Here is a 12,897-nt window from a genome sequence, read left to right on the forward strand (position 1 = left end):
ACAATGGCTTTGGAAAGCACCCTACCAAGTGCCGGGGCGGTAGACCAGCCAGCGGCGTCTGCTCGCAAATGGCCCGGCTATATCTAGACTGTAGTCGGGACCGGATAGGCTGAAGCCGGGCCGTGACAAAGGAGCCTGTCATGCGAACCTATGATTGCACCTGCGGGAATCGTCTGTTCTTCGACAATAGCCAATGCCTCAACTGCGAGCGCGAGGTCGGCTGGTGTCCCGTCTGCTCGCGGATCGCCGCACTCGAGCCGCTGTCCGAGGGTGGTTACCGCTGTACCTACGAGGATTGCGCAGCCGCGCTGCTCAAGTGCCTCAATTACAGCGAGTATCAGGTGTGCAATCGCATGGTGGCGATGCAGGGCGATGCCGCCGAAGGCGAAGGCGAGGCCAGTGCCCTGTGCGACTGTTGTCGCTACAACGCTGTGATTCCCGACCTCACCATTCCCGGTCATCCCGAGCGCTGGGCGGCACTGGAATCCGCCAAGCGCCGTCTGTTCTACACCCTCGATCTGCTGGGCTTGCCCCACGGCACGCCCGAGGACGGTGTCGAGCCGCCGCTATCCTTCTCGTTCATGGCCGATGCCATGCCCGACGCCGGCCTGTGGCGGACCATGTCCGGGACGGACAAGGTCTATACCGGACACGCCGAAGGGCATATCACCATCAACCTCAAGGAAGCCGACGATGTCGAGCGCGAGCGGTTGCGTGTCGACATGAACGAGTCGCATCGCACCCTGATCGGCCACTTCCGCCACGAAATCGGTCACTACTATTGGGACGTGCTGGTCAAGGGGCGCGACGAAGAGAACAGTCGCCGACTATTCGGCGACCACGCCAACCCCACCTATGGCGAGGCCCTGGAGCGTTACTACGACCAGGGGCCGCCCGATGACTGGCCGGAGCATTTCGTCTCGGCATACGCCACCATGCATCCTTGGGAGGACTTCGCCGAAACCTTCGCCTTCTATCTGGATATCGTCTCGGTGATCGACACGGCGCGCAATCTGGGGCTATCGCGAGTCGAGTACGATGACAGCTTCGCATCGATACTGATTGCCTTTCAGCAGGTCGGCCTGGCCGTCAACGAACTCAACCGCGACATGGGGCTTACCGATCTGGTGCCGGAAGTCATTACCCCGACGATCCGCGATAAACTCGAATACGTTCACGGGTTGGTCAGATCGCCCGTGAAGCGAACGGAGGCCGATGCGCAGCAGGCCTAATCTTCCTCCTCGTCCAGTTCGGCTTCGGCCGTGACGGCGCGCGGTACGTCATCGAAGCGTGCGAAGTAGGTGGCAGAGATGGCGTCGTGAATGTTGTTGAAGCCGATCTGCAGTTCATCGATGAAGGCATGCAGGTCGTCCGGCGAGCGGGCCAGGGTTTGCACGTCGGCTTCCAGCACGTCGGCTCTGACCAGCGCAGCCGCGGCCAGGGCGCGATCGTGGCGGGGAAGGGTTTGCAGCTCCCACGAGAGGGCCTCCAGGCTGCGGGCCACGGCGCGGGGAAAGTGTCTATCCTGCAACAGAAAACGCAATACATCCGGGCCGCGCACACGCAGGCGCACCTGCTGACGGTACATTTGGTAGCCGGTCAGCGACTTGAGCACGCTCATCCATTGCAGATTCTCGAACGGTCGCAGTTCCTCGGGATCCTTGGGCAATAAGTTGCCCGAGCGGACATCGAGGATGCGTGTGGTCATGTCGGCACGCTCGAGATGACGGCCCAGCTCGATGAAGCAGCGGGTCGCGGTATGGCTCAAGGTACCCTCGATGAGCCCGGTGACGGTCTGGCAACCGCGGATGACGCGTTTGAGGAAAGCGTCGCGGCGGCGCGGCGCCAGGCCGGCGTCGCTCGACTCTCGTACCTCTAGGTAGAGTTCGTTGATCTGTTCCCAAATCTCGCGAGAGACCACGTCGCGTGTAGTGCGCAGGTTTTCCCGGGCGCTGGCCAGCGAGGCCAGGATCGAGCCGGGATTGTCGCGTTCCATGCACAGAAAGTGCAGGACGTTCTTCTCGCTACGCCGCTCGAAGCGCTCGTCGAAGAGCTGATCGCTGCCGGTGATGTCGATCAATGTCGACCAGCCCAGCGCGGTGTGGTGGGGCAGGTCGAGCAATAGATGGCTATTGACGCTGACCAGGCGGGCCGTGTCCTCGGTCCGCTCGATATAGCGTGCCGTCCAGTAGAGGTTTTCGGCGACTCGCGACAACATGGCAGTTACTCCTCGTCCGTTTCGACGATCCAGGTATCCTTGCTTCCGCCGCCCTGCGACGAGTTCACTACCAGCGAGTCCTTGACCAGCGCCACGCGGGTCAGGCCACCCATGGTGACCTGGATGTCGGGGCCGGAGAGAATGAACGGGCGAAGGTCGACATGGCGAGCTTCTGTCGTGCCGTCGCACAACGTCGGGGCAGTAGACAGGGCCAGGGTCGGCTGGGCCATGTAATTGCGCGGGTTGGCCTTGATGCGCTCGGCGAACTCCTCGCGCTCCTTGGCGCTGGCGCGCGGGCCGATCAGCATGCCGTAGCCGCCGGATTCGTTGGCCGGCTTGACCACCAGTTCGTCGAGATGCTCCAGCACGTAGTTGCGGTCGTCCTCGAACATGCACAGGTAGCTTGGCACGTTGGGCAACAGCGGCTCTTGATCCAGGTAATACTGGATGATCCTGGGCACGAAAGCGTAGACCACCTTGTCATCGGCCACGCCGGCCCCCGGCGCATTGGCCAGGGCCACCTTGCCGTTGCGCCAGGCACGCATCAGGCCGGGTACGCCAAGCATGGAGTCGGGATTGAAGGCCTCGGGATCGAGGAACATGTCGTCGATACGGCGATAGATCACGTCGACCCGGGTCAGACCTTCGACGGTACGCATGTAGACGATATCGTGATCGTCGACCACCAGATCCGGCCCCTGGACCAGTTCCACGCCCATCTGCTGGGCGAGATAGGCGTGTTCATAATAGGCGGAGTTGTAAATGCCCGGCGTGAGCACGACGATCTGCGGTTCGTCGTAGGGGCGCGGCGACAGGCTGGCCAGCATATCGTAGAGCTGGGCGGTGTAGTCATCGACCGGCAGGATGCGGCCCGTGGCGAACACTTCGGGGAGGACGCGCTTGGTGACGTTGCGATTCTCGAGCATGTACGACACTCCCGACGGCACGCGCAGGTTGTCTTCCAGCACGTAAAGGGTGCCGTCGCGGTCACGCACCAGGTCCGAGCCGCAGATGTGCGCCCAGACCCGGTGGGGCGGGTCGATGCCCCGGCACTGCGGGCGGAAGTTGACCGACTGTTCCAGCACTTCGGCCGGTAGTACGCCGTCCTTGACGATGCGCTGGTCGTGATAGAGATCGTCGATGAACAGGTTGAGCGCCTCGACGCGCTGCTTTAGCCCGGCCTCGGTGCGCCGCCACTCGTTGGCAGGAATGACCCGGGGCACGATGTCGAACGGCCAGGCGCGGTCGATCATGCTGCCTTCCGAGTAGACCGTGAAGGTGATGCCCATGGTCTGGATGGCGATTTCCGCGGCGGCCTTGCGCTCGGCCAGCTCCTGGGGACTAAAGCTGGCCAGGACGTCGCACAGATCGCGCGCAGCCTGGCGGGGAAGGCCGGGGGCTTCCATCAACTCGTCATAGAACCCCTTGCTGTCATAGCTTTTCCAGTCGATCAGACTCATCGGCATTCCCTCGCCCTGAGCGGCCGAGTGACCGCTTCTTCTGCAAAGTTGCAGACATTGAAGTTATGTAAACTAGGCTATACCAGAATCGCTCCGCTCGACAGGTCGGTGCGTTGAAACGGGCTTTGTGTCGATTTCCAGCCTACTTGCTAGTGTGACAGACGCCGTACAGGCGGCGAGCCGTGGAGTCCTTCATGACCATTCGCGTTGTCCTGCATCACCGCACCCGTTACCGCTTCGATCGTCCGGTCCAGCTATCGCCGCATTTGATCCGCTTGCGGCCGGCACCGCATTGCCGTACGCCCATCGAGGCCTACTCCCTGGCTATCGGGGGCGGAGCGCATTTTCTCAACTGGCAGCAGGACCCCTTCGGCAATTTCATCGCCCGCACGGTCTTCCCCGACAAACTCACCGAGCTATCCGTCGATGTGGAAGTGATCGCGCCGATGACGGTGATCAATCCCTTCGACTTCTTTGTCGAGGAGTACGCCGACAGCTTTCCGTTCGGCTATCCTGAAGCGCTGCGCAAGGAGCTGGCGCCGTATCTCGAAGTTCGTGAGGACGGCCCCCGCCTGGCCGAATGGTTGGCTCAGGTGCCGCGCGAGCCGCGGGGTACGGTGGATTTCCTCGTGGACCTCAACCGGCGGCTGCAGCACGACATCAGTTACCTGGTGCGCATGGAACCGGGAGTCCAGTCCTGCGAAGAGACCCTGGGCAAGGCCAGCGGCTCGTGCCGCGACAGTGCCTGGCTACTGGTGCAGATCCTGCGTCACCTGGGGTTGGCGTCACGCTTCGTATCGGGTTATCTGATTCAACTCGCCGCCGACGTCAAGGCGCTGGACGGTCCATCCGGCACGGACGTCGACTTCACCGATCTGCATGCCTGGACCGAGGTGTTCATTCCCGGGGCCGGCTGGGTCGGGCTCGATCCCACCTCGGGACTGCTGGCCGGCGAAGGCCATATCCCGCTGGCCGCGACGCCGGAGCCCTCCAGCGCGGCGCCGATCAGCGGCTTCAGCGACGAGTGCGAGGTCGAGTTCGAGTTCTCCATGCAGGTGGAGCGTATTCATGAAGACCCGCGCGTCACCAAACCCTACAGCGAGGAACAATGGGCCCGCATCATGGCGCTGGGCGAGCGGGTCGATGCACGCCTGAACGACAACGACGTACGCTTGACCCTGGGCGGCGAGCCGACCTTCGTGTCGGTCGACGACATGGATGGCGCCGAGTGGAACACCGCAGCCATGGGACCAACCAAGCGTAGGCTCGCGGGGGATCTGCTCAAGCGGCTACGGCGTCGCTTTGCCGCGGGCGGCCTGCTGCACACCCACCAGGGCAAGTGGTACCCGGGCGAGTCGTTGCCACGTTGGGCGCTAGCCTGTTATTGGCGCAAGGACGGCACGCCGCTATGGCGTGACGAGGCCCTGCTGGCCGACGATCGTCAATCCGGTCGCTATGACGTTGCCGATGCCCGGCGATTCGGCGAGGCACTTTGCCGACGCTTGGTCATTGCCGGCGACCGCCTGATTCCCGCTTACGAGGACGCCTACTATTATCTATGGCGCGAGCACACGCTGCCGGTCAATGTCGATCCTCGCCGGTACGATCTCGATGACGACGAGGAGCGTCGTCGCCTGGCCCGCTTGCTGGAGCGGGGCCTGGGCGAAATGACCGGTTTCGCCTTGCCGCTGCGCCATTCGCTGCGCGAGGCGCACACCTGGGAGAGTGGGGCATGGCCGTTGCGCCGCGATCACCTCTACCTGGTTCCCGGCGATTCGCCGATGGGGCTACGCCTGCCGCTAACGGCACTGCCATGGAGCGAGCGCCCCGACATCCCTCATCCCCAGTCGCTGTTCGAGTTTCGGCAGGGGCTCGGCGATGTGCACGGCGAAGTGATGCGCCGCCACAGCCAGTTCCATCGCCTGGCTCACGACGGGGTGCATGAGCGACCGCGCCGTGGCGCAACCGGGCAGGACTGGCAGGAACAGCCGTCCATCGACGCCGGCGAACGGGTCATCCACACCAGCCTGTGCCTCGAGACGCGAGAAGGGCGCCTGCACGTCTTCCTGCCGCCGTTGACCAAGCTGGAGCACTACCTGGACCTGGTGGCCAGCGTCGAGGACACCGCCGCAGAGCTGGACATGCCGGTGGTCGTCGAGGGCTATCCTCCGCCCGCCGATCCACGCCTGCAGAAATTCATGATCACGCCCGACCCGGGGGTGATCGAGGTCAACGTCATGCCGGCGGGAGACTGGCCCACGCTGGTCGATAACACCACGATCCTCTACGAGGAAGCGCGACAGGCACGCCTGGGCACCGAGAAGTTCATGCTCGACGGCCGGCATACCGGTACCGGCGGCGGCAATCACGTCACGCTGGGCGGTGCGACGCCGATCGACTCGCCGTTCCTGCGTCGCCCGGACCTGCTGGGCAGCCTGTTGACCTACTGGCAGCATCACCCGAGCCTGTCCTACCTGTTCGCCGGCCTGTTTCTGGGGCCGACCAGCCAGGCGCCGAGGGTCGACGAGGCGCGCCACGAGTCGCTCTACGAACTCGAGATCGCCCTGTCGCAGATACCCGAAGGCGAGGTGCCTCAGCCATGGCTGGTGGATCGCCTGCTGCGCCACCTGCTGGCCGACATCACCGGCAATACCCATCGCGCCGAATTCTGCATCGACAAGCTCTACTCGCCGGATACCGAGACCGGGCGGCTGGGACTGGTGGAGTTGCGCGCCTTCGAGATGCCGCCGCATGCACGCATGAGTCTGATGCAGATGCTGTTGATTCGCGCCCTGGTGGCGCGCTGCTGGGAACGTCCCTATCGCGGCAAGCTGGTGCGTTGGGGCACGGCGTTGCACGATCGCTGGCTGTTGCCGCACTTTCTATGGGCCGATCTAGGTGACGTGCTGGACGATCTGCGTGATGCCGGTTTCGACTTCGAGGCGGCATGGTTTGCGCCGTTTCTGGAGTTTCGCTTCCCGGCTCATGGACGTGTCGCCTACCGCAATGTCGAGCTCGAATTGCGCCAGGCCATCGAGCCGTGGCACGTGCTGGGCGAGGAGAATGCCGGCGGCGGCACGGCGCGCTATGTCGACTCCTCCGTGGAACGCCTGCAGGTCAAGGTGACGGGCATGAGCGGCGATCGCTACGTGGTGACCTGCAACGGACGGCGCGTGCCGCTGCACCCCACCGGGCGCAGCGGCGAGGCGGTGGCCGGCGTGCGTTATAGAGCCTGGCAGCCGCCATCGGCGCTTCATCCGCGAATTCCGGTGCACGCTCCGCTGGTGTTCGATATCATCGATACCTGGAATCAGCGCTCGGTCGGCGGATGCACCTATCACGTATCGCACCCGGCGGGGCGCAATTACGCTACCTTCCCGGTCAATGCCAACGAAGCGGAAGCACGTCGCCTGGCGCGTTTCTGGGCCCATGGCCATACTCAGGGGCGGGTGCCGGCCACGCCGGAGATCCCGAGTCTGGAACTGCCGCTGACGCTCGATCTGCGTCGGCCCACCTGAGCCGATTCGATGAGATAGCCGGGCTGGGGGTGTGTAATTGGCGCATACGCCAGCATGCCCGGCATGTATCGTCGTGGCGAGTAGTGCGATGGCCGGAAACGGACAAGGAGCGTCGCTTCATCCCGGCCTGTTTGCGCGTTCAAACGGGTAACTTTCCATGCTGGGTGAAGTTCAAGGCAGCGGAGCCGATATGGCGTCACCGCTTGATGAAGACGATGCGGTCGCCAAACTGCTCGCAGGCTACGTTCCCGCAGGGCAATACGACGTCCTGTTTAGCGACGAAGGGCGAGTGCGCGAGCATTGGCGCGGTCTGCTCGGTGAACTGGCGACCCTTGGCGAGCAAGGCCTGGCGGAACGTGCCGACGAAGTCCAGCGCCTGCTTTACGAAAACGGGGTCACATTCAATGTGCACGACGACACGCACGGTCGTCTGCGCACCTGGCGTGTCGACCCGTTGCCGTTGGCGATTTCCCCAGCCGAGTGGCAAGAGCTCGAGGCTGGCCTGATCCAGCGCAGCCGACTGCTCAATGCGTTACTGACCGATCTCTACGGTCCGCGCCGCTTGATCGACGAAGGCTACCTTCCCCCCGAACTCGTTTTCGGTCATCCCGGTTTTCTGTTGGCCTGCGACCAGAGCCTGGCGACACAGGGTCCCGGCCTGGTCTTTCACGGTATCGATCTGGTTCGCGACGCCCAAGGCCAGTGGCGGGTCTTCGGCGATCGCCTGCAAGCCCCGTCAGGGGCCGGCTATGCGCTCGAAAACCGCATCATCCTGGCGCGCGCCATGCCCACGCTATACCGCGAGGCGCCGCTGCGCCGCCTGGCCGGCTTTCTCGAAGCCGAGCACATGGCGCTGACGACCATGGCACCGGTGCAACGCGAACAGTCCAATATCGTGCTGCTGACGCCGGGCCCGGGTAGCGACAGCTATTTCGAGCATGCCTACCTGGCCAACTACATGAACCTGTCGCTGGTCGAGAGTCTGGACCTCGTGGTGCGTGACGGCCGCGTGTGGATGCGTACGCTAGGGGGGCTCAAGCCGGTGGATGTCATCCTGCGTCGCCTGGAAGACGCCTGGTGCGACCCGCTGGAGCTGCGCAGCGACTCGGTGATCGGCGTGCCCGGCCTGGTCCAGGCGGCGCGTAGCGGTCACGTGGCCATGGCCAACCCATTGGGTGTCGGCGTGCTCGAACATCCCGGGTTGGCGCCGTACCTGCCGGCGCTGTGCCAGCGATTGCTTGGCGAACCGCTGCGGCTGCAGGCGCCGGAAAGCTGGTGGTGCGGCGATCCGGCATCGCTGACGCAAGTGCTGGCGCAGTTCGAGCGGTTGACGCTGCGCACCATCGATCCCGGGGCGCTGCCTGTCGCAGTGGCGGAGCTCAACGACAGGCAGGCCGGCGCGCTGCGCGACAAGCTGCTGGCCCACCCCGAGCGTTATGTCGCTCTGCGTCCCGTCGCGTCGGCGTCCGCGCCGGTCTACGATGACGAACAACGGCGGTTCGTCTCACGGCCCTTCAATCTGCGCATGTTCGTGACCCGCGAGGCGGCGGAGCGGGACAGCAACGAGTGGGGATACCGCGCCATGCCCGGTGGGCTGGCCTGGGTGGGTGCGCCGGGCCTGCCATCGCTGCGCAGCGAGGTGGTCAAGGACGTCTGGGTGTTGGCCGAAACGCCGCAGCCGCACATCAGCCAGCTTCGCCAGGCCACCGGACCGATCGTGGTCACTCGCGACGGCGTCGATCTGCCCAGCCGGGTGGCCGACAGCCTGTTTTGGCTGGGACGCTACGGAGAACGTCTGGACGTGCGTTCGCGGCTGCTGCGCGAGGGGTTGTTGCGTCTGCTCGAACAGGAGCAGGACGAATACGCCGACAGCACGCTGATCGATCTGTTCGAAGCGCTCGAACTCGAGATGCCGGAAGTGGCCCAGGGCGAGCGTCGCTTCCTGGAACTGCGTGCAGCCTTGCTGACTCTGCTAAGCGACGAGGCCGTAGGTAGCTTACCCAGGTGCTTCCAGCAGATGTTGCGCAATTGCCGGGCGGTACGCGACCATCTGGGTGACGACTCCTGGCGGGTGATCAATCATCTTCGCCGCCATACGGCGGCGTTGCCCAAGGTGCCTTCGGCCAGCGCCGGCCGGCGGGCCTGCGAGGAGAATATCACCCAGTTGGCGGCTTTCTTCGGCCTGTGCAACGAAACCATGCCGCATCATTACGGCTGGCGTTTCATGGACATCGGGCGCTTCATCGAACGTGCGCTGGGAACGCTCGAGTTGCTGCGGCGCGTGCTGACCGATGCGCATGAGCCCGGCATCCCGTTGTGGGAGGTCGTGCTGGCCACCACCGACAATTTCACCGCCTACCGGCGGCGCTATCGCAGTGAGCTGCATCCTACCGCGATCCTCGACCTGCTGCTGTTCGACGAAGGCAACCCCCGCTCGGTGGGCTACATGCTCAGGCGTCTGGGGCAGCAGATCGAGCGCCTGCCGCAGCCTGCCGGTACGCCGTATCGCTCGCGCGAGCAGCGGCTCATCCTGCAGGCAACGAGTACGTTGCAACTTGCCGACATCGCCCTGCTGTCCGACGTGCATGCCTCGGAACCGGCGCGTGAGGCACTGTCGACGCTGTTCGCCGATCTGCTCGAGCCGCTGGAACAGCTTTCCGATGCGATCAGCCACACGCATTTCAGCCATGCCGAGACGCCCCGGCAACTGCTCAGGATGCAGGTGCAACCGTGATCTACCAGCTTTCCCACACCACACGCTACGAATACAGCGCACCGGTCGCACTCTGCCACAATGAGGCGCGCATGCTGCCGCGCGAGCTGCCGTGGCAGCGCTGCGAACCTTCCCGGGTGCAGATCGCTCCGACACCGGCGGTGCAGAGCGAGCGGATGGACTTCTTCGGCAACCGGGTCATGTACTTTGCCATCCAGGATATTCATCAGGCACTGGAGGTGACGGTCAGCACGCGTTTGCAGACGCTCGCCAGGCCTACGCTGCCGGCAGCCTGGAAGGATGACTGGCAGAGCTGCCGCGCTACCCTGGCCGGCGCTGCCGAGCGCTCCTGCCTGCATGCCCGCATGTTTCGCCTCGATTCGCCGTTCATTCGCAGCGATGCCCGCCTGGCCGATTACGCCAAGCCGAGCTTTGCCTCGGGACGACCATTGCTCGAGGCGGTCCAGGATCTCAATCGGCGCATTTATGAGGACTTCACTTACGATCCCAGCTTCACCACCCTGGCAACCCCGCTGATGCACGTCCTCGAGCAGCGTCGCGGTGTCTGCCAGGACTTCGCCCACCTGGCCATCGGTTGCCTGCGCTCCATCGGGCTGGCGGCGCGTTACGTCAGCGGCTATCTGGAAACTCTGCCGCCACCGGGACAGCCCAAGCTGGTCGGCGCCGATGCGTCGCATGCCTGGCTGGCCGTGTTTCTGCCGGGCTGGGGATGGCTGGAGCTCGACCCGACTAATGGCAGCCTGCCGGGTGAGCAGCACATCGTCGTCGCCTGGGGCCGGGATTACGGCGACGTACCGCCCCTGACCGGCGTGATGAGCGGCGGCGGCGAGCATAGCCTGGAAGTGGCGGTGGATGTGATGCCGGTGACCGAGGCGGCCTGATACGGTTTACAAGCCCTGGCAGTTTCGTGGCCATGCCGGGCCGGGGCAGGCCTGCGTGAAGGCGCTGTAAATCCTTCCCTGGACGCTACATTCGCCATCCCTGGCGAATGACCTTCACTCCGACTTGCCCCGTCCCTACGCGATGCCTGTTGCGATTCGACTGGCTACGCCTTGCAATGGCAAGACGCCGTGCGGAGTCTAGATGTCAGGCCTTGTTGGAACGCCGCCACACGACCAGCGCCGCCAGTCCCGCTAGCAAGCCCCAGAATGCCGAGCCGATGCCGAGCAGGCTGATCCCCGACGCCGTCACCAGAAAGGTGATCAGGGCGGCCTCGCGGTGCGTGTCCTCCCTGACGGCCGTGGCCAGGCCGGAACCGATGGTCGCCAGCAGGGCGAGCCCGGCGATGGCCATGATCAGCTCGCGGGGAAAGGCCGTGAACAGCGCCGTCACCGTCGCGCCGAGCACCCCCATGAGCAGGTAGAACACGCCGGCGGCGACTGCCGCGGTGTAACGCTTGGCGGGTTGATCGTGCGCTTCGGGCCCCATGCAGATTGCCGCCGTGATAGCGGCGAGATTGAAGGCGAAACCGCCGAACGGCGCCAGCAGCAGGGTGGCGACGCCCGTCCAGCCGATCAGCGGGGAGAGCGGAGGGGAGTAACCCGAGGCGCGGATCACGGCGATACCCGGCAGGTTCTGCGAGGCCATGGTCACCACGAACAGGGGGATGCCCACCCCGATCAGCGTCGGGAGCGAAAAGCTCGGCATGGTGAAGACCGGCACGGCTAAGGCCAGCTCGACGCTGCCGATATCCAGCAGGCCCTGTGCCAGGGCAACGACAACGCCTACGGCGAGTACGCAGACGATGGCATAGCGTGGCCACAATCGCTTGGCGAGCAGGTAAGCGACGAACATGCTCAATGGCAGCAGCCAGCGCGACTCCATGGCAACGAAGACATCCAGCCCGAAGCGCAGCAGCACGCCGGCGAGCATGGCCGACGCTATCGCCGGGGGAATGCGATGCATGACCCGTTCGAAAAGACCGGTCGCGCCGCACAGGGTAATCAGCAGGGCCGAAAACAGGAAAGCGCCGATGGCCTCGCTCATGGCAATGCCCGGCAGGCTGGTGGCGAGCAGGGCGGCGCCCGGCGTCGACCAGGCCGTGAGCAGCGGCATGCGATAGCGCAGCGAGAAGCCCAGCGTCGTCAGCCCCGTACCGATGCCCAGCGCCCATAGCCAGGAGCCGATCTGGGCTTGGCTGGCGCCGGCCGCTTCCGCCGCCTGGAAAATGATCGCCGCCGAACTGGTGTAACCCACGAGGACGGCGACGAAGCCCGAGACCACACTGGACGCGGCCATATCGCGAAATAGCGAGAAATGCCGGGGGCGCCGGGCGGTCGTTGAGGGTTCCTGAGCCATGTGCGCCTCGTTGTGTCTTGTGCGTTATAACGCACGATGGAGTGCAACATACCACCGGGCGTTATGACGTACAATGGTGGTCCGCATCGGGAGCCCTTCATGCAGGAAATCGCCCAACATATCGCCATTACCTTGAAGACGTTGCGACAGGCACGTGGCTGGAGCCTGGATCGTACCGCCCGGGAGACCGGCGTCAGCAAGGCCATGCTGGGACAGATCGAGCGGCATGAGTCGAGCCCCACCGTGGCGACGCTGTGGAAGATCGCCAGTGGGCTCGGCGTGTCGTTTTCCCAGTTTCTCGAAACTTCGGGCGTGGCCGAAGGCACGTTGCTTCGACGTGGTCAGACGGCGGCGCTGGTCGAACGTGCGCCGGGAATGCAGGTGGTGCCGCTGTTCCCGTTCGAGTCCGAGCTGGGCTTCGAGTTCTTCGTGATCGACCTGGCGCCGGGGGCGCTCAGCGAATCCACGCCGCATGCCAGGGGCGTGGTGGAACACATCGTCGTCATCGAAGGAGAGATGGACGTCTGCGTCGAAGGCGTCTGGCAGCCTCTCAAACCTGGCGAAGGGCTACGCTTCGCGGCCGACAGGGCGCATGGCTATCGCAATCGACACCACAGCGCCGCGCGCTTCCATGACGTCATCCACTATCCGCGCCGGATCGACGTCTGA

Annotated in this window: 8 protein-coding genes; 5 read left to right on the top strand and 3 right to left on the bottom strand. The window is 64.5% G+C overall.

Going from position 1 to position 12,897, the window contains the following annotated elements; all coding sequences use genetic code 11:
* The first annotated feature begins 140 nt into the window (after positions 1 to 140).
* A complete protein-coding gene (locus MHM84_RS00215) occupies positions 141 to 1,232 on the top strand; it encodes a putative zinc-binding metallopeptidase (RefSeq protein ID WP_239261209.1) in 1,092 nt (363 codons plus the stop codon).
* On the opposite strand, the gene MHM84_RS00220 is transcribed toward MHM84_RS00215, so the two are convergent.
* Both MHM84_RS00220 and MHM84_RS00225 read right to left on the bottom strand, forming a co-directional pair.
* A complete protein-coding gene (locus tag MHM84_RS00220) occupies positions 1,229 to 2,218 on the bottom strand; it encodes an alpha-E domain-containing protein (protein WP_239261210.1) in 990 nt (329 codons plus the stop codon). The two genes, MHM84_RS00215 and MHM84_RS00220, sit on opposite strands and share 4 nt — an antisense overlap.
* 5 nt (positions 2,219 to 2,223) lie before the next feature.
* On the bottom strand, positions 2,224 to 3,678 hold the full coding sequence (locus tag MHM84_RS00225; protein WP_239261212.1) for a circularly permuted type 2 ATP-grasp protein: 1,455 nt from the start codon (positions 3,676 to 3,678) through the stop codon (positions 2,224 to 2,226).
* 194 nt (positions 3,679 to 3,872) lie between these two features.
* Here MHM84_RS00225 and MHM84_RS00230 point away from each other — a divergent pair, with 194 nt between their 5' ends.
* From MHM84_RS00230 to MHM84_RS00240, 3 genes are all read left to right on the top strand, one after another.
* Positions 3,873 to 7,196: a transglutaminase family protein gene (locus tag MHM84_RS00230; RefSeq protein ID WP_239261213.1), complete on the top strand. Its 3,324-nt coding sequence runs from the start codon at positions 3,873 to 3,875 to the stop codon at positions 7,194 to 7,196.
* 190 nt (positions 7,197 to 7,386) lie between these two features.
* Complete coding sequence (locus MHM84_RS00235; protein WP_239261214.1) at positions 7,387 to 9,930, top strand: circularly permuted type 2 ATP-grasp protein; 2,544 nt, start codon at positions 7,387 to 7,389, stop codon at positions 9,928 to 9,930.
* Positions 9,927 to 10,811, top strand: coding sequence for a transglutaminase family protein (locus MHM84_RS00240; protein WP_239261215.1), 885 nt, complete (start codon positions 9,927 to 9,929; stop codon positions 10,809 to 10,811). The genes MHM84_RS00235 and MHM84_RS00240 overlap by 4 nt, the downstream gene beginning before the upstream one ends.
* Before the next feature lie 205 nt (positions 10,812 to 11,016).
* Here the strand turns inward: MHM84_RS00240 and MHM84_RS00245 are convergent, their stop codons facing one another.
* On the bottom strand, positions 11,017 to 12,228 hold the full coding sequence (locus MHM84_RS00245; RefSeq protein WP_275445613.1) for a benzoate/H(+) symporter BenE family transporter: 1,212 nt from the start codon (positions 12,226 to 12,228) through the stop codon (positions 11,017 to 11,019).
* Positions 12,229 to 12,327: 99 nt separating this feature from the next.
* Between MHM84_RS00245 and MHM84_RS00250 the strand changes: the two genes are divergently transcribed.
* On the top strand, positions 12,328 to 12,897 hold the full coding sequence (locus MHM84_RS00250; protein WP_239261216.1) for an XRE family transcriptional regulator: 570 nt from the start codon (positions 12,328 to 12,330) through the stop codon (positions 12,895 to 12,897).

Source organism: Halomonas sp. McH1-25, assembly GCF_022348165.1.
In the GTDB taxonomy this organism is placed as follows: Bacteria; Pseudomonadota; Gammaproteobacteria; order Pseudomonadales; family Halomonadaceae; genus Modicisalibacter.